Consider the following 22,398-nt stretch of genomic DNA (forward strand, 5'->3'; position numbering starts at 1 on the left):
GGCCCTTTCAGCCTGCCATTCCGGCCGGCGTGGCACAGCGAGCCATGCACAATCAGATTTTTATGTCCGACCTGCAAACCTCCACCCCGAATACCGAATCCTTTGCGGCTCTGTTCGAAGAGTCGCTGACCCGCCAAGACATGCGCGCCGGCGAAGTGATTTCCGCCGAAGTCGTGCGCGTCGACCACAACTTCGTGGTCGTCAATGCAGGCCTGAAGTCCGAGGCTTACATTCCGATCGAGGAATTCCTGAACGATCAGGGCGAGGTTGAGGTGCAGTCGGGCGATTTCGTGTCCGTCGCGATCGACGCACTCGAAAACGGCTACGGCGACACGATCCTGTCGCGCGACAAGGCGAAGCGCCTTGCATCGTGGCTGTCGCTGGAAAAGGCCCTCGACAACAACGAACTCGTCACCGGCACGATCACCGGCAAGGTGAAGGGCGGCATGACCGTGATGGTCAACGGCATCCGCGCGTTCCTGCCGGGTTCGCTGGTCGACACGCGTCCGGTCAAGGACACGACCCCGTACGAAGGCAAGACGCTCGAGTTCCGCGTGATCAAGCTCGATCGCAAGCGTAACAACGTCGTGCTGTCGCGTCGTGCAGTGATCGAGGCCACGCAAGGCGAAGAGCGCGCGAAGCTGCTCGAGACGCTGAAGGAAGGCGCGATCGTCAACGGCGTGGTCAAGAACATCACCGACTACGGCGCGTTCGTCGACCTCGGCGGCATCGACGGCCTGCTGCACATCACCGACATCGCATGGCGTCGTGTGCGTCACCCGAGCGAAGTCCTGTCGGTTGGCCAGGAAGTCACCGCGAAGATCCTCAAGTTCGACCAAGAGAAGAACCGCGTCTCGCTGGGCATCAAGCAACTGGGCGACGATCCGTGGGAAGGCATCTCGCGCCGTTACCCGTCGGGCACGCGCCTGTTCGGCAAGGTCACGAACATCACCGACTACGGCGCATTCGTCGAAGTGGAATCGGGCATCGAAGGCCTCGTCCACGTGTCGGAAATGGACTGGACCAACAAGAACGTCGCGCCGTCGAAGGTTGTCCAGCTGGGCGACGAAGTCGAAGTCATGGTCCTCGAGATCGACGAAGACCGTCGTCGTATCAGCCTCGGCATGAAGCAGTGCAAGCCGAATCCGTGGGATGACTTCAGCCGCAACTTCAAGAAGGGCGACAAGATCACGGGCGCAATCAAGTCGATCACCGACTTCGGCGTGTTCATCGGTCTGCCGGGCGGCATCGACGGCCTGGTCCACCTGTCGGACCTGTCGTGGAGCGAAGCCGGCGAAGAAGCCGTTCGCAAGTACAAGAAGGGCGACGAAGTCGAAGCAATCGTGCTCGGTATCGACGTCGAGAAGGAGCGCATTTCGCTCGGCATCAAGCAGCTCGAAGGCGACCCGTTCAGCAACTACGTTGCAATGAACGACAAGGGCTCGATCGTCGACGGCGTCGTGAAGACGGTCGATGCGAAGGGTGCGGTCGTCACGCTGACGGGCGACATCGAAGGCTACCTGCGTGCGTCGGAAATCTCGCAGGATCGCGTCGAAGATGCACGCAACGTGCTGAAGGAAGGCGACAAGGTCAACGCGATGGTGATCAACATCGATCGCAAGTCGCGCGGCATCAACCTGTCGATCAAGGCGAAGGATTCGGCTGAACAACAGGAAGCGATCCGCGGCCTGCAGTCGGATTCCAGCGCTGCTGCGACCGGTACGACCAACCTCGGCGCGCTGCTGAAGGCGAAGCTCGACGGCCAGAACCAGTAAGCCTTACGAGGTCTGCTGAAGTATGACCAAATCCGAGTTGGTCGCGCAGCTGGCATCGCGATTTCCGCAACTTGTCCTCAAGGATGCGGATTTCGCGGTGAAAACGATGCTCGATGCGATGTCCGACGCTCTGGCGAAAGGGCATCGCATTGAAATTCGGGGTTTCGGCAGCTTCGGCCTCAATCGTCGCCCGGCGCGCGTCGGACGCAACCCGAAGTCGGGGGAGAAAGTGCAGGTGCCCGAGAAGTTCGTGCCGCACTTCAAACCTGGCAAGGAATTGCGTGAACGCGTCGACGGCCGCGCCGGTGAACCGCTGAAGGCTGACGATTCGGACGACGAGCGTTGAGTGTCGTTCGGTGTGCCCGGAACCCGTCCGGCGAAGGCTGAAAAGAAAAGCGCCCCTTGCGGGCGCTTTTTTCATTTCCGGCTGCATGTCCGGCAACCGACCTGCCACGCCGCGCACAGGATCTGCGCAGCCGCGGAAACGCTTCCTTTACAATACGGGTCGATTCGGTGCGGCGAAGGGGAGTCGCGCGCCGCGGCAAACCTCAACAAAGAGAGGGCTTCATGAAGTTTATCGTCTGGCTGATCCGGGTATTGGTGTTCGTCCTGCTGCTGGTGCTTGCGCTGGCCAATACACAAACCGCGACGCTGAATTTCGTTGCCGGCTACGCATGGCAAGCGCCGCTGATCCTGATCGGCCTGGCATTCTTCGCCGTGGGGCTGCTGGCCGGCCTGCTGTCCGCGCTGCCTTCGATCTTCCGTCTGCGTCTCGAGAACGGACGTTTGAAGCGCGATCTGCGTGCGGCGCGCGAAACGCCTGCCGTCATCGACCAGCCGCCGATGCCGCCCGTCATTTAACCCCCGGACGCCGCGCGATCATCGCGCGGTTTTCGTCTCTGCTTCGATATTTCGCATGGATCTGGATTTCTGGTGGTTGCTCGCGATTCCGGTCGCGTTCGCGCTCGGTTGGGCGGCGTCACGCTATGACCTGAAGAATCTCCTGTCGGAGAGCGCCAACCTGCCGCGTTCGTATTTTCGCGGCCTGAATTTTCTGTTGAACGAACAACCCGACAAGGCGATCGATGCGTTCATCGAGGTGGCCAAGCTCGATCCCGAGACGGTCGAGCTCCACTTCGCGCTCGGCAACCTGTTTCGCCGCCGCGGCGAGACCGACCGCGCGATCCGCGTGCACCAGAACCTGCTGAGCCGCACCGACCTGCCGGTCAACGAGCGCGATCACGCGCTGTACGAACTGGGCCAGGATTTTCTGAAAGCCGGCCTGCTGGATCGCGCCGAAGAGGCGTTCCACCAGCTCGCGGACGGCGACTACGCGCTCGGCGCACAGCGGGCGCTGCTGACGATCTACGAGATCGAGAAGGACTGGAACAAGTCGATCGATACGGCGAAACGCATCGAGTCGATGAGCGACAAGCCGCTCGGCATCGAAATTGCGCAGTTTCACTGCGAACTCGCGCAGGACGCGCTGCAGCGCAAGCATGCCGCCGCCGCGGCCGAACAGTTGCGCCTTGCGCTGACCGTGAATCCGCAGAACGTCCGCGCGACGATCCTGTCCGGCGACGCGGCGCAAGCGGCGGGCGACCACGCGGCCGCGATCGAGCACTGGAAGCGCGTCGAAGCGCAGAACCCGGCGTATCTGCCGCTCGTCGCCGACAAGCTGATGAAGGCGTACGTCGCGCTCGGCAAGAACATCGAAGGCGCCGAGCTGCTGATGGGGTACGTCGATCGCTATCCGTCGAACGACCTGCTCGATATCGCCTATCAGCATATCGCCGGGTTGCGCGGCCAGGATGCCGCGCACACGCTCGCGCGCACGCAGATGGAAAAGTCGCCGAACCTGTCGGGGATGCTGCACCTGCTCGATGCGCAGATCGCGGCGGCCGACGAACCGCGTCGTAAGGAACTTGAAATGATGCGTGCGCTGATCAAGCAGCGCACGAAAAATCTGCCACGGTATACGTGCCAGAATTGCGGTTTCCGGGCACGGCTCTTCTACTGGCAGTGCCCCGGATGCAGCGGCTGGGAAACCTATGCGCCGCGCCGCGTCGAACCTGCGATGCCGGGCTGATCCCGGCACGCGGAGCGAACGCGCTGCGGTTGCCGCCGGGCCTGGCCCGGCGGCCAAGTTAGTCAATTACCGGGAAGTACCGGAACATCTATGAAAATCACCATCATCGGCACCGGCTACGTGGGCCTCGTCACGGGCGCCTGCCTCGCGGAGATCGGTCACGACGTCTTCTGTCTCGACGTCGATCCGCGCAAGATCGACATCCTGAACAACGGCGGGATGCCGATTCACGAACCGGGGCTGCTGGACATCATCGCGCGCAATCGCACGGCGGGACGCTTGCGCTTCTCGACGGACATCGAGGCGAGCGTCGCGCACGGCGAGATCCAGTTCATCGCGGTCGGCACGCCGCCCGACGAGGACGGCTCGGCCGACCTGCAATACGTGCTCGAGGCCGCGCGCAACATCGGCCGCCACATGACGGGCTTCAAGGTGATCGTCGACAAGTCGACGGTGCCGGTCGGCACCGCGCGGCGCGTGCGCGGCGTGGTCGACGAGGCGCTGGCCGCACGCGGGCTCGCGGGCAGCGTCGCGCATCGCTTTTCGGTCGTGTCGAACCCGGAATTCCTGAAGGAAGGCGCCGCGGTCGAGGACTTCATGCGCCCGGACCGGATCATCATCGGCGTCGACGACGACGAAACCGGCACGATCGCGCGCGAGAAGATGAAGAAACTCTACGCGCCGTTCAACCGCAATCACGAACGCACGATCTACATGGACGTGCGGTCGGCCGAATTCGCGAAGTATGCGGCGAACGCGATGCTCGCGACGCGCATCTCGTTCATGAACGAGATGTCGAATCTCGCCGACAAGGTCGGCGCCGACATCGAGGCCGTGCGCCGCGGGATCGGCTCCGATCCGCGCATCGGCTATCACTTCCTGTACGCCGGCGTCGGCTACGGCGGCTCGTGCTTTCCGAAGGACGTGCAGGCGCTGATCCGCACCGCGGGCGAGAACGGCCAGCCGCTGCGCATCCTGGAAGCCGTGGAGGCTGCCAACCATGCGCAGAAGGACGTGCTGATCGGCAAGATCGAGCAGCGCTTCGGCGCCGACCTGACGGGCCGCGAATTCGCGGTCTGGGGCCTGGCGTTCAAGCCGAACACCGACGACATGCGCGAGGCGCCGAGCCGCCGCCTGATCGCCGCGCTGCTCGAGCGCGGCGCGACCGTGCGTGCCTACGATCCGGTCGCCGTCGACGAAGCGCGGCGCGTGTTCGCGCTGGATTTCGGCGACGATGCGGACGTGCTGGCGCGATTGCATCTCGTCGACACGCAGGACGTCGCGGTCACGGGCGCGGATGCGCTCGTGATCGTGACCGAGTGGAAGGAATTCCGCAGCCCCGATTTCACGCGCCTGAAGGCCGAGCTGAAAGCGCCGGTGATCTTCGACGGGCGCAACCTGTACGAACCGGACGCGATGGCCGAACTCGGCATCGACTACTACGCGATCGGCCGGCCGTACGTCGATCCCCAGTCGTTTTCCCGTGGCTGAACGTACGATGAATACTCTTTGCGAAGTCGTTCCGGTGCCGCGCGAGCAACTCGCGCGTTCGCGCGTGCTCGTCGTCGGCGACGTGATGCTCGACCGCTACTGGTTCGGCAACGTCGATCGCATTTCGCCTGAAGCGCCGGTGCCGGTCGTGCACGTGCAGCGTCAGGAGGAGCGGCTCGGCGGCGCGGCCAACGTGGCGCGCAATGCGGTGACGCTTGGCGGCCAGGCCGGGCTGCTGTGCGTCGTCGGTTGCGACGAACCCGGCGAGCGGATCGTCGAGCTGCTCGGCAGCAGCGGCGTGACGCCGCATCTCGAGCGCGATCCGGCGTTGCCGACCACGATCAAGCTGCGCGTGCTCGCGCGCCAGCAGCAACTGCTGCGCGTCGACTTCGAGGCGATGCCGACGCACGAGGTGCTGCTCGCGGGGCTCGCGCGCTTCGATGCGCTGCTGCCGCAGCACGACGTCGTGCTGATGTCGGATTACGCCAAAGGCGGCCTCACGCACGTCACGACGATGATCGAGAAGGCGCGTGCGGCCGGCAAGGCGGTGCTGGTCGACCCGAAGGGCGACGACTGGGCACGCTATCGCGGCGCGTCGCTGATCACGCCGAATCGCGCGGAACTGCGCGAGGTGGTCGGGCAGTGGAAATCGGAAGACGACCTGCGCGCACGCGTCGCGACCCTGCGTGCGGATCTCGGCATCGACGCGCTGCTGCTCACGCGTTCGGAAGAGGGCATGACGCTCTTTTCCGCGGGCGGCGAACTGCATGCGCCGGCGCTCGCACGCGAAGTGTTCGACGTGTCGGGCGCGGGCGACACCGTGATCGCGACGGTCGCGACGATGCTCGGCGCCGGTGTGCCGCTCGTCGACGCCGTGGTGCTCGCGAATCGCGCGGCAGGCATCGTGGTCGGCAAGCTCGGCACGGCCACGGTGGACTACGACGAACTGTTTCACTGAGCGCATTCGGCGGCGCGACGAGCGCGCCGCACGAATGGCTCGCACTTTTCAGGCAGGACGATCATGACCCTCATCGTCACCGGCGCAGCCGGTTTTATCGGCGCGAACATCGTCAAGGCGCTCAACGCGCGCGGCGAGACGCGCATCATCGCGGTCGACAATCTGACGCGCGCGGACAAGTTCCGCAATCTCGTCGATTGCGAGATCGACGACTATCTCGACAAGACCGAATTCGTCGAACGCTTCGCGCGCGGCGATTTCGGCAAGGTACGTGCGGTATTTCATGAAGGCGCCTGTTCGGACACGATGGAAACCGACGGTCGCTACATGATGGACAACAACTTCCGCTACAGCCGCGCGGTGCTCGATACCTGCCTCGTGCAGGGCACGCAGTTCCTGTATGCCTCGTCGGCCGCGATCTACGGCGGCTCGACGCGCTTCGTCGAGGAGCGCGACGTCGAGGCGCCGCTGAACGTGTACGGCTATTCGAAGTTCCTGTTCGACCAGGTGATCCGTCGCGTGCTGCCGAGCGCGAAGAGCCAGATCGCGGGCTTCCGCTATTTCAACGTGTACGGCCCGCGCGAGACGCACAAGGGCCGCATGGCGTCGGTCGCGTTCCACAACTTCAACCAGTTCCGCGCGGAAGGCAAGGTGAAGCTGTTCGGCGAGTACAACGGCTATGCGCCGGGCGAGCAGACGCGCGATTTCGTGTCGGTCGAGGACGTGACCAACGTGAACCTGTTCTTCTTCGATCATCCGGAGAAGTCGGGCATCTTCAACCTCGGCACGGGCCGCGCGCAGCCGTTCAACGATATCGCGTCGACGGTCGTGAACACGCTGCGCGCGCTCGACAACCAGCTGCCGCTGACGCTCGCGCAGCAGGTCGAGCAGGGGTTGATCGAATACGTGCCGTTCCCCGATGCGCTGCGCGGCAAGTACCAGTGCTTCACGCAGGCCGATCAGACGAAACTGCGCGCGGCCGGCTACGACGCACCGTTCCTGACCGTGCAGGAAGGCGTCGACCGCTACGTGCGTTGGCTATCCGGCCAGGTTTAAACCGACGCGTTGCATCGATAGACTGGGTCTCACGGTCGGCAGCCGCCGGCCGTTTTTCTTCGGAGATCCAGCACATGATCAGGAAATGGTTTGCCGCAGCGGTCATGCTCGGCGCAGTGGCGTCGGCCTGGGCGGCCGTCGACGTCAACACCGCGAACGAGGATGCGCTCGTCGGCATCAAGGGCATCGGTCCGGCGCGGGCGAAGGCGATTCTCGACGAGCGTGGCGCACGCGGTCCGTTCAGGAATGCGGAAGATCTCGCCGCACGCGTGAAGGGCATGGGCGGGCACACCGTCGAGCGGCTTCAGCAGGAAGGATTGACGGTCGGTGCGGCGGCCGGTACGGGTACCACGCCGTCGGCCGCAACCAAGCCGGCGGCAGCGAAGCCTGCCGCCGCACCGGCCCGCACCGCGCAGAAATAACGGGTCGCGCATACCCGACAAAGGGCTCCTTCAGTCGCCGTCGTTGCGACGGCTTCCCGCGGCATGCCGCGGGTTTTTTGCGTGGGACCGCGTGCGCGGCGATCGAGAACCGCGCGGTACGCGTATTCCATCGTTGCAATGGGGTTGCCGGCGCGCGTGCCGGTGCTGGTTTACAATCGATCGATTGATCGGCCTCGCACTCACGGTATATCCATGGCTTACAAAACTATCGAAGACACGATCGGCAATACGCCGCTCGTGCAACTGGTCCGCCTGCCGGACGACGAGATTCGCGCGCGCAACAACGTGCTGCTCGCGAAGCTCGAGGGCAACAATCCGGCCGGTTCCGTGAAGGATCGCCCGGCGCTGTCGATGATCAGCAAGGCCGAGGCGCGCGGTCGAATCAAGCCGGGCGATACGCTGATCGAGGCGACGAGCGGCAACACGGGCATCGCGCTCGCGATGGCAGCGGCGATCCGCGGCTACAAGATGGTGCTGATCATGCCCGAGGATCTGTCGGTCGAGCGCCGCCAGAGCATGGCGGCCTACGGCGCCGAAATCATCCTGACGCCGGTGAAGGGCGGGATGGAGCTGGCGCGCGACCTCGCGGAGCAGATGCAGCGCGAAGGCAAGGGCGTGATCCTCGACCAGTTCGGCAATCCCGATAATCCCGTCGCGCATTACGAAGGAACGGGGCCGGAGATCTGGCGCGATACCGAAGGGCGCATCACGCACTTCGTGTCCGCGATGGGCACGACAGGCACGATCATGGGCACGTCGCGCTACCTGAAGGAACAGAATCCGGCGATCGAGATCGTCGGTGCGCAGCCGGAAGACGGCTCGCGTATCCCGGGCATCCGCAAGTGGCCGGAAGCGTACATGCCGACCATCTTCGATCGCAGCCGTGTCGACCGCGTCGAGAGCGTGAGTCAGGCTGCGTCGGAAACGATGACGCGCCGGCTCGCGGCGGTCGAAGGCATCTTCGCGGGCATTTCGTCGGGCGGCGCATGCGAAGTCGCGATGCGCATCGCGCGTCAGGTCGAGAACGCGACGATCGTATTCATCATCTGCGATCGCGGCGATCGCTACCTGTCCACGGGCGTGTTTCCCGCCTGAGCGAGACGGGTGCGCGATTCGCGCATCGATAAAAAAAGCGCCGCGTTCCGTGAACTGCGGCGCTTTTTCTTTGGGCGGCCAGCGCTTACTGCGGCTGCGCGTCGTCGGCGGCGGGTTGCAGCGCGCCACTGGCTTCCATTTGCGCTTTCACGGCTTCCCCGAGCTGGTACACGGTGAGTGCGTAGAAGAAACTGCGGTTGTAGCGCGTCAGCACGTAGAAGTTCTTCAGGCCGAGCATGTATTCGGTCGCGCGCCCCGGCGTCGGCAGGTCGACCACGGTCACCGGCGTGCCGGCTTCGGTCGTGATGTTGACTGCCGGCTCGTTCAGCGTCATGCCTGCGCGCAGCAGTTGCGACAGCGCCCAGTGCGGTTCGGGCTGGCCGTCGGCGGCGGCCTGGGCGATGCCCAGGCTGCCCGTATCGGGCGTGATTTGCCAGACCACCGGGCGGTCGGTTTCCCAGCCGTGCTGTTTCAGGTAGTTCGCGACGCTACCGATCGCATCGACAGGACTGCTGCGCAGATCGACGTGGCCGGTGCCGTCGAAGTCGACCGCATATTCGCGGATGCTGCTCGGCAGGAACTGCGGAATCCCGATCGCGCCGGTGTACGAGCCGAGCACGGTGGTGGGGTCGAGCTGGTTGTCGCGAGTCCAGACCAGGAAGTCTTCGAGGTTCTTGCGGAACGTGGCCTGGCGGCTGTCGCGATTCGGCGTGTCCGGGTAGTCGAACGTGAGTGTGGTCAGCGCGTCGAGCACGCGGAAATTGCCCATGTAGCGGCCATAGATCGTCTCGACGCCGATGATGCCGACGATCACCTCGGGCGGCACGCCGAACTGCTCGGACGCGCGCTGCAGCGTCGCCTGGTTCGCCTTCCAGAACTTCACGCCCGCATTGATGCGGATCGGCTCGATGAAGCGCGAACGATAGACGCGCCAGTTCTTCACCGAAGGCGTCGGTGCAGGCCTCACGAGCTTGACGGCGGTCGCCGAATAGCTGACGCGCGAGAACAGCGCATGCAGGCTCGCCGAATCGAAGCCGTTGCGGCTCACCATCTCGTCGATGAACGCGTCGACCTTCGCGTTGCTCGCGTAACGCTGCGGAACGATTTCCTCTTCGAAGGTCTGGCCTTGTGGCGTCGGTTGCTGCGGCTGGGCCTGGGCGACGAGCGTGCCGGCGGGCTTCGCCGGCTGCGTCTGCGCGACGGCGGGCGCGGTGCCGAGGGTCGTCGCGACGGCAGCGACGACGAGCGGAGCGCGAACACGGAGCAGCGCGGAGAGAAGGGCGGCGGGCTTGCTGGAATTCATGTCGAAGCGGGCGGACAGGGCGATTGTGTTCGGCGCAGTATACCCGACGCATCCGGCGCGCCGGGCCGAAGCCGGCCGCCGTTGTGGTAAGTTAGCGGCGAATTCGCGGCAGACGATGGACATCATTGAGGGAGACCTGCGGCGTACCGTGCGCCGCGGACGACAGCTTATGGCAACCGCTTTCTATACGCACCCCGACTGCATGCTGCACGAGATGGGGGAATGGCATCCGGAATGTCCGGCCCGCCTGTCGGCGATCCAGGATCAACTGATCGCGAGCCGCATCGACGACCTGATCGTGCACGAAACCGCGCCGTTCGCGAGCGAAGTCGCGCTGGGCCGCGTGCATACGCAGGCGCACATCGACTACATCCGCAGCATGACGCCGGTCGACGGTTACGTCGAGATCGATCCCGATACGCTGATGAATCGCGACACGTGGCGCGCGGCATTGCGCGCGGCCGGCGCCGCGGTCGCGGCGACCGACGCGGTGATCGAAGGCCGCTACGCGAATGCGTTCTGCAGCGTCCGCCCGCCCGGTCATCATGCTGAGCCGGCGCGCGCGATGGGCTTCTGCTTCTTCAACAACGTCGCGATCGCCGCGCGGCACGCGCTCGACGTACACGGCATCGAGCGTGTCGCGATCGTCGATTTCGACGTGCACCACGGCAACGGCACCGAGGCGGCGTTCGCGAACGACGAGCGCGTGCTGATGTGCAGCTTCTTCCAGCATCCGCTGTATCCGTTCTCGGGCGTCGATCACCAGGCGCCGAACATGGTCAACCTGCCGATGCCCGCACGCAGCAACGGAATGGCGATCCGCGAAGCCGTCGACATGCTGTGGCTGCCGCGCCTCGACGCGTTCAAGCCGCAGATGCTGTTCGTATCGGCCGGCTTCGATGCGCATCGCGAGGACGACATCGGCAATCTCGGCCTCGTCGAGGCCGACTTCGAATGGCTGACCGCGCGGATCGTCGACGTCGCGCGCCGGCATGCGCAGGGCCGTATCGTCAGCTGCCTCGAGGGCGGTTACAACCTGTCCGCGCTCGGCCGCAGCGTCGTCGCGCACCTGCGCGTGCTCGCCGGAATCTGATTCCCGGCTCGGCCGGCTGGTCCGGGCGCGCTCAGCGCGCCGGCACGCGCGCGTGGATCCACGCGATCAGCGCGTCGATCACGCGGTCGCGTTCGAGATCGTTCATCGTTTCGTGGAAGCCGCCCTCGTACAGCGTCAGCGTACGATCGGGCGAGCCGACGCGCGCGCCGAATGCGCGGCTGCCGTCGGGTTCGGTCAGCTTGTCGTCGGTGCCGTGATAGACGAGCACCGGCACGCGCAGCGCGCCGCGGCCGGTTTCGATGCGCGCCATCGCGTCGAGAATCTCCGCGCCGGTGCGTGCGGGCACCGGGCCGTGATGCACGAGCGGGTCGGCGCGATTGGCCGCGACGATGGCCGGATCGCGCGACAGCAGGGCCGCATCGATCCTGATCGCGGGGAAAGTGGGCCACACGCGGCTGATGACGCGGCTGACCGCGAGCATCCAGCGCGGCACGTCACGCCCGGGCGCAAGCGCCGGGCTCGACAGCACGAGACCCGCCAGCGCGTGGCCGCGGGCCGGTGCGCGTTCGATCGCGTAGAGCGCCGCGACCGCGCCGCCCATGCTGTGCCCCATCAGGAACAGCGGCGCATCGCCGCGCGCGGCTTCGGCAACCAACGCCTGCGCATCGTTCAGGTACCCGTCGAAACGCTCGACCCACACGCGCTTGCCGGGCGAGTGGCCATGCCCGCGCAGATCGATCGCCAGCACGTCGATGCCCGCTGCGTTCAGCCGGGCGGCGAGCGCGGCATAGCGGCCCGCGTGCTCGGCGAGGCCGTGCACCAGTGCGATCGTCGCGCGCGGCGGCGCGGTGCCGTCGCCGGCCGGCCAGCGGTACGACGCGAGTTCGAGCCCGTCCGCGGTACGCAGCCGGCCCATCCGCGGCGCGGGCGCCGAAGGCGCCGATCCGGCGGTGGCGGGTGCGACGGCCGGCGGGGTGGTGGTGCTCATCGGGCGTCTCCTCTGTTCATTGGTCTGTGTTCCGGATCATAGTCGCGGCCTTCCCGGGAGAGCCAAACAGCGCCCCTCTAATTTCGTCCGGTTATGAAAAGATCGAAATCGATTATTAAGGGGAATGAGGGGTTTGCGGTAAAATCGCCGGCTATTCCAGATGCATCGGCGGCCGACTGGCGGGCCAACTCGCCGGCCGGCCGCCGTTTTGTTTACATGATCGAATTACGCAATCTTTCGCAGCGTTTCCCCGGCCCGGGCGGCTGGGTCGAAGCGTTGCACAACGTCAACCTGACGATCCCGCAAGGCGAGGTGTTCGGCATCATCGGCCGAAGCGGCGCCGGCAAGAGCACGCTCGTGCGCACCATCAATCTGCTGACGCGGCCGACCGAAGGCAATGTGGTCGTCGGCGGGCGCGATCTCACGCTCCTGTCGGCCAGCGCGCTGCGCGAAGCGCGCCGCGAGATCGGCATGATCTTCCAGCACTTCAACCTGCTGTCGTCGCGCACGGTGTTCGACAACGTCGCGCTGCCGCTCGAGCTGGCCGGCGCGAGCCGTGCCGACATCGAAGCCGCCGTGCTGCCGCTGCTCGACCTCGTCGGGCTGTCCGCGCAGAAGGACCGCTATCCGTCGCAGATCAGCGGCGGGCAGAAGCAGCGCGTCGGCATCGCCCGCGCGCTGGCGAGCCAGCCGAAGGTGCTGCTGTCGGACGAAGCGACGTCCGCGCTCGACCCCGAAACCACGCGTTCGATCCTCGACCTGCTGAAGCGCATCAACCGCGAGCTCGGGCTGACCATCGTGCTGATCACGCACCAGATGGAAGTGATCAAGCAGGTCTGCGATCGCGTCGCGGTGCTCGATGCGGGTCGCGTGGTCGAGGAAGGCCGCGTGATCGACGTGTTCCTGCAGCCGCACCACGAAGTGACGCGCGCGCTGATCGGCGACGTGATCGCGCAGGAACTGCCGCCCGCGCTGAAGGCGCGCGTGGCCGAGCGGCTGAAGACGGGCAGCGGGCATCTGCTGCGGCTCGCGTTCACGGGCTCGGGGGTCGACCAGCCGATCCTGTCGGAGACGATCCGCCGGTACGAACTCGATTTCAACATCCTGCACGGCCAGATCGACGAGATCCAGGGGCAGGCATTCGGTTCGCTCGCGGTGCTCGCGGGCGGCGAGCCCGGCAAGGTCGGGCAGGCGCTCGCGTTCCTGCGCGAGCAAGGTGTGGTGGTAGAGGAGCTTTCGTATGTTGAGTGAGATGTTCGATATGTTCGTGCAGTCGTTCTGGGAGACGCTGATCATGGTCGGCATCTCCGGGGCGGTCGGCGCGCTCGTCGGCCTGCCGCTCGGCGTGCTGCTGTACCTCACCGACCGCCAGGGCGTGCTGCAGAACCTCGGCGTGAATCGCGTGCTCGGCGGCATCGTGAACGCGGTGCGCTCGACGCCGTTCATCATCCTGCTGGTCGCGGTCATTCCGTTCACGCGGCTCGTCACGGGTTCGTCGATCGGCACTGCCGCGGCGGTCGTGCCGCTGACGCTCGCGTCCGCGCCGTTCATCGCGCGTCTCGTCGAAACGGCGCTGCGCGAAGTCGACCGCGGGCTGATCGAGGCCGCGCAATCGATGGGCGCGACCACGTCGCAGATCGTCTTCAAGGTGCTGTTGCCCGAGTCGCTGCCGGGCATCGTCGCGGGCCTGACGATCACGTTCGTGTCGCTGGTCGGCTATTCGGCGATGGCGGGCGCGATCGGCGGCGGCGGGCTCGGCGATCTCGGGATCCGTTACGGTTACCAGCGCTATCTGCCGGAAGTGATGTGGACGGTCGTCGCGATCCTGATCGTATTCGTGCAGATCGTGCAATCGTTCGGCGACTGGCTGGTGCGCCGGCTGAGCCACAAATAAGACCAAACCGATTCGAAAGGGGAAACACGATGCAACGACGCTTCATGCTGAAATTCGCGGCGGCGCTGGGTGCGGCCGCGCTGTTCGCGGGCGCGCACGCGCAGGCCGAAACCATCAAGGTCGGCGTGACGGGCGGCCCGCACGCGCAGATCATGGAAGCGGTGAAGAAGGTCGCGGCGAAGGAGGGGCTCGAGATCCGCATCGTCGAATTCTCCGATTACGTGCAGCCGAACGCGGCGCTCGCGTCGGGCGACCTCGACGCGAACAGCTACCAGCACGATCCGTATCTGCAGGCGCAGGTGAAGGATCGCGGCTACAAGCTGCTCAAGGTCGCGGAGACCGTCACGTTCCCGATGGGCATCTATTCGAAGCGCGTGAAATCGCTGGCCGAACTGAAGCCGGGCGCGCGCATCGCGGTGCCCAACGACCCGACCAACGGCGGCCGCGCGCTGCTGTTGCTGCAGAAGCAGGGGCTGCTGAAGCTGCGCGCGGATGCGGGGCTGAAGGCGACGCCGATCGATATCGTCGACAACCCGCGCAAGCTGAAGATCGTCGAGCTCGATGCGGCGCAGATTCCGCGCTCGCTCGGCGACGTCGACGCGGCCGCGATCAACACCAATTACGCGATGGAAGCGGGGTTGAAACCGAAGCAGGATGCGATCGCGATCGAGGGGCCGAGCGGCCCGTACGCCAACATCCTCGCGATTCGCGAGGCGGACCGGAACAAGCCGTGGGTCGCCAAGCTGATTGCCGCCTATCACTCGGCCGACGTGAAGCAGTTCATCGAAGGCAAGTTCGGCGGCGCGGTCATCGCCGCCTGGTAACGGGCGGAGCACGCACGCCCGGCGGGATTAGAGTCGATGATCGAAAACCCGGGCTTTGCGTCCGGGTTTTTTCTCTTTTAAAATAGAACGACCGTTCGCTATCATTGGCGCGTCGCCAAGAAGCGGTATCCTCGACAACCATCATGGTTGGGTCCGCCTGGCCGCGCAGTCACGAGGCCTCGCTATAAAATGGCCTCTGGTCGTATTCGTAACTTTGGAGCGTGTGCATGAAAATCCTGGTGCCAGTGAAAAGAGTGGTCGATTACAACGTGAAGGTCCGCGTGAAGTCGGACAACACGGGTGTCGACATCGCGAACGTGAAGATGTCGATGAACCCGTTCGACGAAATCGCGGTGGAAGAAGCGGTGCGCCTGAAGGAAGCGGGCGTCGCGACCGAAGTGATCGCGGTGTCGGTGGGCGTCGCGCAAGCGCAGGAAACGCTGCGCACGGCGCTGGCGATCGGCGCGGATCGCGCGATCCTCGTCGAGTCGAACGACAGCGTCGAGCCGCTGGCCGTCGCGAAGATCCTGAAAGCACTGGTCGACAAGGAACAGCCGCAACTGGTGATCCTCGGCAAGCAGGCGATCGACGACGATTCGAACCAGACGGGCCAGATGCTGGCCGCGCTGGCCGGCCTGCCGCAAGCGACGTTCGCGTCGAAGGTGACGGTGGCCGACGGCAAGGCGACGGTTGCACGCGAAGTCGACGGCGGCGCCGAAACGCTGTCGCTGACGCTGCCGGCGGTCGTGACGACCGACCTGCGCCTGAACGAGCCGCGCTACGTGACGCTGCCGAACATCATGAAGGCGAAGAAGAAGCCGCTGGAAACCGTGAAGCCGGAAGACCTTGGCGTGGACGTCGCGCCGCGCCTGAAGACGCTGAAGGTGGTCGAGCCGCCGAAGCGCGCGGCCGGCGTGAAGGTGCCGGACGTGAAGACGCTGGTCGAGAAGCTGAAGACCGAAGCCAAGGTGCTGTAAGAGGGAGCGGAAAGAAATGACGATTCTGGTGATTGCAGAACACGACAACGCGTCGATCAAGGCCGCGACGCTGAACACGGTGGCGGCGGCCGCGAAGATTGGCGGCGACATCCACGTGCTGGTCGCGGGCCACAACGCGCAAGCGGCGGCCGACGCGGCCGCGAAGATCGCAGGTGTGTCGAAGGTGCTGTTGGCCGACGCGCCGCAACTGGCCGAAGGCCTGGCGGAAAACGTCGAAGCGACCGCGCTGAACATCGCGAAGGACTACTCGCACATCCTCGCGCCGGCGACGGCCTACGGCAAGAACATCGCGCCGCGTATCGCCGCGAAGCTGGACGTCGCGCAAATCTCGGACATCACGGCAGTCGATTCGGCCGACACGTTCGAGCGCCCGATCTACGCGGGCAACGCGATCGCGACGGTGCAGTCGAGCGACCCGGTCAAGGTCATCACGGTGCGTGCGACGGGTTTCGATCCGGTGGCAGCCGAAGGCGGCAGCGCAGCGATCGAGAAGATCGAAGCGGCGGCGGACGCCGGCAAGTCGCAGTTCGTGAGCCGTGAAGTGACGAAGCTCGACCGTCCGGAATTGACGTCGGCGAGCATCATCGTGTCGGGTGGCCGCGGCTTGGGCAGCGGCGAAAACTACACGAAGGTGCTGGAGCCGCTGGCCGACAAGCTGTCGGCGGCGCTGGGCGCATCGCGCGCGGCAGTCGACGCCGGCTACGTGCCGAACGACTACCAGGTCGGCCAGACCGGCAAGATCGTTGCGCCGCAGCTGTACATCGCGGTCGGCATCTCGGGGGCGATCCAGCATCTGGCCGGCATGAAGGATTCGAAGGTGATCGTCGCGATCAACAAGGATCCGGAAGCGCCGATCTTCAGCGTGGCCGATTACGGCCTCGTCGGCGATCTGTTCTCGCTCGTGCCGGAGCTCGTGAACGAGCTCGGCTGACGCGGCGTGACGCTTCGGCGGTAAGCACACGAGAAGAGGGGCGCGAAGAGCGCCCCTTTTTTCGTTGTGTCGTCGATGCAACGGGCCCGCATCGCCGCGGGCCGTTCCGGTTTACGCGTAGGCCGGACGCGTCTGGCCGGGCACGTCCTTCAGGTAACGATGCACCGACAGGTCGTCTGCCTGGATCGCGGGCATCTTGCCCGAGATCAGGTCCGCGAGCAGTTGGCCCGAGCCGCAGGACATCGTCCAGCCGAGCGTACCGTGGCCGGTGTTCAGGAACAGGTTCGACACCGGCGTGCGGCCGACGATCGGCGTGCCGTCCGGCGTCATCGGGCGCAGGCCCGTCCAGAACGTGGCCTTCGACGTGTCGCCGCCGCCCGGGAACAGGTCGTTCACGCACATCTCGAGCGTTTCGCGGCGCGCTGCGCGCAGCGTCTTGTCGAAGCCGACGATTTCCGCCATGCCGCCGACGCGAATGCGCTGGTCGAAGCGCGTGATCGCGATCTTGTAGGTCTCGTCGAGCACGGTCGACACGGGCGCGGCGGCCTCGTTGACAATCGGCGCGGTGATCGAATAGCCCTTGAGCGGATAGACGGGAATCTTCATCAGGTTGGAGATGAAGCGGGTCGAGTACGAGCCGAGCGCGACGACGTACGCGTCGGCACGCACGGTCTCGCTGCCGCACTGCACGCCGGCGATCTTGCCGCCCGCGATCGCGAGCGCATCGATCGGCGTGTTGTAGCGGAACTTGACGCCGAGCGATTCGGCGAGCGCGGCAAGGCGCGTCGTGAACAGCTGGCAATCGCCCGTTTCGTCGCCCGGCAGCCGCAGGCCGCCCGTCAGCTTGTGCGAGACGGCGGCGAGCGCCGGCTCGGCATTTTTCAGTTCGGCCGGCGACAGCAGTTCGAACGGCACGTTCGCTTCCTGCAGCACGGCGATGTCCTTCGCCGCGCCGTCGAGTTGCTGCTGGGTGCGGAACAGTTGCAGCGTACCACCCGTGCGACCTTCGTATTCGATGCCGGTATCGGCGCGCAGCGCCTGCAGGCAGTCGCGGCTGTATTCGGCGAGACGGACCATCCGGCCCTTGTTGACCGCATAGCGCTCGGCCGTGCAGTTGCGCAGCATCTGAACCATCCACTGGAGCTGGAAGCGCGTGCCGTCGAGGCGGATCGCGAGCGGCGCATGCTTTTCGAACATCCACTTGACGGCCTTCAGCGGCACGCCGGGCGCGGCCCACGGCGCCGCATAGCCGGGCGAGATCTGGCCTGCATTCGCGAAGCTGGTCTCCAGCGCCGGGCCGGCTTCCCGGTCGATCACCGTGACTTCATGGCCGGCGCGCGCGAGGTAATACGCGCTTGCCACGCCCACCACACCGCTGCCCAGAATGACGACTCGCATAGCTGCTCCAGATGGAAGGAACCAGGTCGAGGCCGGGCGCACCTGCGGCTCCGTGTAACCTCTAGCTGATCTAGTTTTTTGCGCTATGGTATTGTCGAATGTGCAGTTTTTGTTATTGTATTTTTCTGGTTTTCAGCATAAACAAATGAGAACGCAACGTCAGCCCGTACGTACGCTCGACAAGCTCGACCGGCGCATCCTGAAACTGCTCCAGGACGACGGCCGGATGGCGATGAAAGACCTCGCGGAACAGGTCGGACTGACCGTCACGCCGTGCATCGAGCGCGTGCGGCGCATGGAGCGCGATGGCGTGATCACCGGCTATCACGCGCGGGTCGACCCGCATCAGCTGGATGCCGCGCTGCTGGTGTTCGTCGAGATCACGCTCGGCCACAAGGGCGGCAACATGTTCGAGCAATTCCGGCGCGAAGTGATGAAGATCGACGAGGTGCTCGAATGCCACCTCGTCTCCGGCGATTTCGACTACCTGATCAAGGCGCGGATCGGCGAGATGGCGGACTACCGGAAACTGCTCGGCGACATCCTGCTGCAGTTGCCCGGCGCCGTGCAGTCGAAGAGCTATGTCGTGATGGAAGAAATCAAGGAAACGCTGACGATCGCCGTCGGCGAGTGACGCGCCAGCGGCCCGTCGTCCGGCCCTTTATCCCGTGCTTGGCATGCTGCGCCCAATACTGTATAAATGTACAGTATTGGGCGCAGGCGAATGGGTGGGCACATGGACGATCGGTCCGACAACGAATTTCCGATAGCGCCGCCCGTGCCCCGCAAGGGGCGCGGTGCGGTCGACAACCTGCAGGGGCGGTATGAAATCGCGCAGCGCGAAGCGGTGGACGACGGCTGGACGCACGAGTCCGACGATGCCGATTTCCCCGCGCCGCTGCGCACGCAGGTCTTCGAGGAGCGGGCGAAGAGCATCCTGACGCACAACCAGTCGCCCGATATACCGTTCAGCGTGTCGCTCAATCCGTATCGCGGCTGCGAGCACGGTTGTATCTACTGCTTCGCGCGGCCGACGCACAGCTACCTCGGGCTGTCGCCGGGGCTCGATTTCGAAAGCCGCATCTACGCGAAGGTGAACGCCGCCGAACTGCTCGAGCGCGAGATTTCGCGCAAGCGCTACGTGCCGGAGCCGATCGCGCTCGGCGTCAACACCGATGCGTACCAGCCGGTCGAGCGCGACCTGCGCATCACGCGCAGCGTGATCCAGGTGATGCACGACCGCGGGCTGCCGTTCGCGGCGATCACGAAATCGTCGCTGATCGAGCGCGATCTCGACCTGCTCGCGCCGATGGCCGAACGCGGGCAGGTGATGGCGGCGGTCACGATCACGACGCTCGATGCCGAACTCGCGCGCACGCTCGAGCCGCGCGCGGCCACGCCGGCGCGGCGGTTGCGCACGATCCGCGCGTTGCGCGATGCGGGCGTGCCGGTCGGCGTGAGCATCGCCCCGGTGATTCCGTTCGTGACCGAACCCGACATGGAGCGCGTGCTGGAAGCCTGCGCGGAAGCCGGTGCGACGCATGCGAGCTACATCATCCTGCGGTTGCCGTGGGAGGTCGCGCCGCTGTTCAAGCAGTGGCTTGCCGCGCATTTTCCCGATCGTGCGGAGCGCGTGATGAATCGCGTGCGCGACATGCGCGGCGGCAAGGATTACGACTCGGATTTCTCGAAACGGATGAAAGGCGAGGGGATCTGGGCCGACCTGTTGCGGCAGCGTTTCCGTCAGGCTGTCAAGCGGCTCGGGTTGAACGAGCGTACGAACGGCATCCTCGATCTGTCGCGGTTCCGCGGTGCGCCTGTCGCTGGGGTGCCGGCGCCGCGCGCCGCGGTTCGTGCAGCCGGCGCGAAGTCGCGCGACGACGTGCAGTTGAACCTGTTCTGACCGGCGAGCGGCCCGCCGTCGGTGGGCCGTATCGACCGTATGGGTCGTGCTTACTGCGAAATCTGCTTGGCCGCTTCGACCTGCGATTCGAAGTACGTCTGGAACGACAGCGCGAGGGCCGTCATCAACAGGAACGCGCCGATCAGCAGCGAGAAGATCACGACGAAGATCACGGCCCAGCCCGACCGGCTGTGCTTGCCGGTGTCCGCGTTGAATTGCGCATCCCATTTTTCATCGGGGCGCAGCCCGTAGACGAGTGCGGCGAGGAATGCCGCCAGCAGCGAGATCGCGCCGGGTACCGCGAGCCACCAGCCGAGGCCGGCGCTGCGCTGCGTGGCTGCGAGCAGGAGGAAGCCCGGGATGCCGACGATCGTCGCGAGCAGGTGGGCCCAGCCGTACACGTCGCGAAAGCCGTACAGATAGAAGCGATGCGCACCGAGCGATCCGAGCAGGAACGCGAGGGCGGCGGTGAGCGTCTTGGAGCGGAAGCGGCGGGGCGATGCGGTGCTGCTGGACATGGATGGCGGCGTATCGTCGTTGGCATGGGCGGGGCCGGCAGGCCGGCGCGGGCGCGCGGCCCGGCACGCATTCTACGATGCCCGGTCGGGAGCGGTCACCCCTCGCCTGCGTCAAGGTGCCGCATAAGTCACGCGGTAGATCGCGCCTGCGTAATCGTCGCTGACGAGCAGCGAGCCGTCCGGCAGCGGCAGTACATCGGCCGGGCGTCCCCACGCCGTGCCGTCGGGCCGCAGCCAGCCGGTGACGAACGGCGTTTGCTGAGCGTGGCTGCCGTCCGCCGAGACGACCACGCGCATCACGCGGTAGCCGACCTTCGTGCTGCGGTTCCACGAGCCGTGTTCGGCAATGAAGACGTTATTGCGATACGACGCCGGAAACATCGGTCCGGTATAGAAGCGCATTCCGAGCGCCGCGACATGCGCGCCGAGTTTCAGGACCGGCGGCACATAACGGCGGCACGCGTCGGCGCTGCCGAATTCGGGGTCGGGCGTATCGCCGCCGTGGCAGTATGGAAAGCCGAAGTCGAGGCCGGCGCGCGGCGCGCGGTTCAGCTTGTCGTCCGGTACGTCGTCACCCATCAGGTCGCGTCCGTTGTCGGTGAACCAGAGCTCGCCCGAATCCGGGTGCCATGCAAAGCCGACCGTATTGCGTATGCCGCGAGCGAACACCTCACGCCCGCTGCCGTCGGCGTTCATCCGCGCGATGATCGCGTAGCGGCTGCGATCGGCGAGGCAGACGTTGCACGGCGCGCCGATCGGCACGTACAGCTTGCCATCGGGGCCGAACGCGATGAATTTCCAGCCGTGATGGTGGTCGGTCGGCAGTGCGTCGGTCACGACGACGGGCGCGGGCGGTTTCGCGAGCCGGTCGTCGATATGGTCGAGGCGCAGGATGCGCGAGACGGCGGATATATAAAGGGCGCCGTTGCGGTAGGCCACGCCGACGGGCATGTCGAGCCCGGACGCGATGACGTAGCGTGCGCTGATCCGACCCTCGTGCATCGCCAGCGCATGGACGCGGCCGTCCCGCGCGCCGACATACAGGATGCCGCGCGGCGACCACGCCATTTCCCGTGCGGCCGGTACGGCGTCGGTCAGCACGTCCACATGGAAGCCGGGCGGCACGACGAGTTCGTTTACCGGCAGCGGCGCGGCAAACGCCGGGGCGGACGCAAGGCAGGCAAGGCCGGCAAGCAGCACCGCGAACAGGCGCTGCACGCGGCGCATCGAGGCGGCGCGAAGGGGCGGCATGACGGTCGGGAGCATCGTGGACACGACGATTGTATGCCCGGCGGACGGGCCGTCCGCGGATTTTTACGCGTAAGTGTTTGTTGTACCTCTGGTTTCCGGCTATAATCGCGTGTTTCAGTAGTTTCGAACCCGGTTTTCCCGAAGGACATCATATGGTTATCATCCGTCTGGCTCGTGGCGGCTCGAAGAAGCGCCCGTTCTACAACATCGTTGCTACCGATTCGCGCAACCGTCGTGACGGCCGCTTCATCGAGCGCGTCGGCTTCTACAACCCGGTCGCCACGAAGGGCGAATCGCTGCGTATCGCTCAGGATCGCCTGACGTACTGGCAAGGCGTTGGCGCGCAACTGTCGCCGACCGTCCAGCGTCTCGTGAAGGAAGCGCAAAAGGCGCAACCGGCTGCCTGACATGGCACGGTGTGCCGGTCGT

23 protein-coding genes are annotated in these 22,398 nt (G+C 65.6%); 18 read left to right on the forward strand and 5 right to left on the reverse strand.

Going from position 1 to position 22,398, the window contains the following annotated elements; genetic code table 11:
* Positions 1-62: 62 nt before the first annotated feature.
* From rpsA to cysM, 9 genes are all read left to right on the forward strand, one after another.
* Positions 63-1,775 (forward strand): 30S ribosomal protein S1, encoded by a 1,713-nt coding sequence (gene rpsA, locus CFB81_RS04840; RefSeq protein WP_011544885.1) that lies wholly within the window; start codon positions 63-65, stop codon positions 1,773-1,775.
* A 22-nt stretch (positions 1,776-1,797) separates the two neighbouring features.
* Positions 1,798-2,121 (forward strand): integration host factor subunit beta, encoded by a 324-nt coding sequence (locus CFB81_RS04845; RefSeq protein WP_089434709.1) that lies wholly within the window; start codon positions 1,798-1,800, stop codon positions 2,119-2,121.
* Positions 2,122-2,342: 221 nt separating this feature from the next.
* Entirely contained in the window at positions 2,343-2,636 is a 294-nt protein-coding gene (locus CFB81_RS04850; RefSeq protein ID WP_012328123.1) for a lipopolysaccharide assembly protein LapA domain-containing protein, read from the forward strand.
* A gap of 55 nt (positions 2,637-2,691) precedes the next feature.
* Positions 2,692-3,864 (forward strand): lipopolysaccharide assembly protein LapB, encoded by a 1,173-nt coding sequence (gene lapB, locus CFB81_RS04855; protein WP_089434710.1) that lies wholly within the window; start codon positions 2,692-2,694, stop codon positions 3,862-3,864.
* A 90-nt stretch (positions 3,865-3,954) separates the two neighbouring features.
* Positions 3,955-5,355: a UDP-glucose/GDP-mannose dehydrogenase family protein gene (locus CFB81_RS04860; protein ID WP_069621075.1), complete on the forward strand. Its 1,401-nt coding sequence runs from the start codon at positions 3,955-3,957 to the stop codon at positions 5,353-5,355.
* 7 nt (positions 5,356-5,362) lie between these two features.
* Positions 5,363-6,313, forward strand: a complete 951-nt coding sequence (rfaE1, locus tag CFB81_RS04865; RefSeq protein WP_084044486.1) for a D-glycero-beta-D-manno-heptose-7-phosphate kinase — start codon at positions 5,363-5,365, stop codon at positions 6,311-6,313.
* A gap of 63 nt (positions 6,314-6,376) precedes the next feature.
* Positions 6,377-7,369 carry an ADP-glyceromanno-heptose 6-epimerase gene (rfaD, locus tag CFB81_RS04870; RefSeq protein WP_089434711.1) on the forward strand — a complete coding sequence of 331 codons (993 nt, stop codon included), beginning with the start codon at positions 6,377-6,379 and terminating at the stop codon, positions 7,367-7,369.
* Between the two features lie 74 nt (positions 7,370-7,443).
* Positions 7,444-7,791 (forward strand): helix-hairpin-helix domain-containing protein, encoded by a 348-nt coding sequence (locus CFB81_RS04875; RefSeq protein ID WP_069621072.1) that lies wholly within the window; start codon positions 7,444-7,446, stop codon positions 7,789-7,791.
* 213 nt (positions 7,792-8,004) lie between these two features.
* On the forward strand, positions 8,005-8,907 hold the full coding sequence (gene cysM / locus CFB81_RS04880; RefSeq protein WP_050011535.1) for a cysteine synthase CysM: 903 nt from the start codon (positions 8,005-8,007) through the stop codon (positions 8,905-8,907).
* Positions 8,908-8,992: 85 nt separating this feature from the next.
* Here the strand turns inward: cysM and mltB are convergent, their stop codons facing one another.
* Entirely contained in the window at positions 8,993-10,336 is a 1,344-nt protein-coding gene (gene mltB / locus CFB81_RS04885; protein WP_084044484.1) for a lytic murein transglycosylase B, read from the reverse strand.
* A gap of 43 nt (positions 10,337-10,379) precedes the next feature.
* Between mltB and CFB81_RS04890 the strand changes: the two genes are divergently transcribed.
* Entirely contained in the window at positions 10,380-11,303 is a 924-nt protein-coding gene (locus CFB81_RS04890; RefSeq protein ID WP_069621070.1) for a histone deacetylase family protein, read from the forward strand.
* 31 nt (positions 11,304-11,334) lie between these two features.
* Here the strand turns inward: CFB81_RS04890 and CFB81_RS04895 are convergent, their stop codons facing one another.
* Complete coding sequence (locus CFB81_RS04895; protein ID WP_089434712.1) at positions 11,335-12,252, reverse strand: alpha/beta hydrolase; 918 nt, start codon at positions 12,250-12,252, stop codon at positions 11,335-11,337.
* Between the two features lie 216 nt (positions 12,253-12,468).
* Here CFB81_RS04895 and CFB81_RS04900 point away from each other — a divergent pair, with 216 nt between their 5' ends.
* The 5 genes from CFB81_RS04900 to CFB81_RS04920 all read left to right on the forward strand — a co-directional run bounded on the left by CFB81_RS04900 (position 12,469) and on the right by CFB81_RS04920 (position 16,899).
* Positions 12,469-13,503, forward strand: coding sequence for a methionine ABC transporter ATP-binding protein (locus tag CFB81_RS04900; protein ID WP_069621068.1), 1,035 nt, complete (start codon positions 12,469-12,471; stop codon positions 13,501-13,503).
* Positions 13,493-14,146, forward strand: coding sequence for a methionine ABC transporter permease (locus tag CFB81_RS04905; RefSeq protein WP_089434713.1), 654 nt, complete (start codon positions 13,493-13,495; stop codon positions 14,144-14,146). The genes CFB81_RS04900 and CFB81_RS04905 overlap by 11 nt, the downstream gene beginning before the upstream one ends.
* Before the next feature lie 29 nt (positions 14,147-14,175).
* Positions 14,176-14,970 (forward strand): MetQ/NlpA family ABC transporter substrate-binding protein, encoded by a 795-nt coding sequence (locus CFB81_RS04910; protein WP_069621066.1) that lies wholly within the window; start codon positions 14,176-14,178, stop codon positions 14,968-14,970.
* 227 nt (positions 14,971-15,197) lie between these two features.
* Positions 15,198-15,947 carry an electron transfer flavoprotein subunit beta/FixA family protein gene (locus tag CFB81_RS04915; RefSeq protein ID WP_069621065.1) on the forward strand — a complete coding sequence of 250 codons (750 nt, stop codon included), beginning with the start codon at positions 15,198-15,200 and terminating at the stop codon, positions 15,945-15,947.
* A 16-nt stretch (positions 15,948-15,963) separates the two neighbouring features.
* A complete protein-coding gene (locus tag CFB81_RS04920; RefSeq protein ID WP_089434714.1) occupies positions 15,964-16,899 on the forward strand; it encodes an electron transfer flavoprotein subunit alpha/FixB family protein in 936 nt (311 codons plus the stop codon).
* 111 nt (positions 16,900-17,010) lie between these two features.
* Here the strand turns inward: CFB81_RS04920 and CFB81_RS04925 are convergent, their stop codons facing one another.
* A complete protein-coding gene (locus CFB81_RS04925; protein ID WP_069621063.1) occupies positions 17,011-18,297 on the reverse strand; it encodes a D-amino acid dehydrogenase in 1,287 nt (428 codons plus the stop codon).
* A 145-nt stretch (positions 18,298-18,442) separates the two neighbouring features.
* On the opposite strand from CFB81_RS04925, the gene CFB81_RS04930 reads away from it, so the two are divergent.
* Both CFB81_RS04930 and CFB81_RS04935 read left to right on the forward strand, forming a co-directional pair.
* A complete protein-coding gene (locus CFB81_RS04930) occupies positions 18,443-18,931 on the forward strand; it encodes an Lrp/AsnC ligand binding domain-containing protein (RefSeq protein ID WP_050011526.1) in 489 nt (162 codons plus the stop codon).
* Positions 18,932-19,021: 90 nt separating this feature from the next.
* Positions 19,022-20,200 carry a PA0069 family radical SAM protein gene (locus CFB81_RS04935; RefSeq protein ID WP_089434715.1) on the forward strand — a complete coding sequence of 393 codons (1,179 nt, stop codon included), beginning with the start codon at positions 19,022-19,024 and terminating at the stop codon, positions 20,198-20,200.
* 50 nt (positions 20,201-20,250) lie between these two features.
* Here CFB81_RS04935 and CFB81_RS04940 read toward each other — a convergent pair whose 3' ends face one another.
* Both CFB81_RS04940 and CFB81_RS04945 read right to left on the reverse strand, forming a co-directional pair.
* Positions 20,251-20,718, reverse strand: a complete 468-nt coding sequence (locus CFB81_RS04940) for an NINE protein (protein WP_069621061.1) — start codon at positions 20,716-20,718, stop codon at positions 20,251-20,253.
* 111 nt (positions 20,719-20,829) lie between these two features.
* Complete coding sequence (locus CFB81_RS04945) at positions 20,830-21,969, reverse strand: sorbosone dehydrogenase family protein (protein ID WP_089435325.1); 1,140 nt, start codon at positions 21,967-21,969, stop codon at positions 20,830-20,832.
* Between the two features lie 152 nt (positions 21,970-22,121).
* On the opposite strand from CFB81_RS04945, the gene rpsP reads away from it, so the two are divergent.
* The gene (gene rpsP / locus CFB81_RS04950) at positions 22,122-22,376 is read left to right on the forward strand and encodes a 30S ribosomal protein S16 (RefSeq protein ID WP_006476550.1); all 255 of its coding nucleotides are present in this window, start codon (positions 22,122-22,124) and stop codon (positions 22,374-22,376) included.
* Positions 22,377-22,398 lie beyond the last annotated feature (22 nt).

Origin of the sequence: Burkholderia sp. AU28863 (assembly GCF_002223195.1) — a bacterium.
Lineage (GTDB): Bacteria > Pseudomonadota > Gammaproteobacteria > Burkholderiales > Burkholderiaceae > Burkholderia > Burkholderia sola.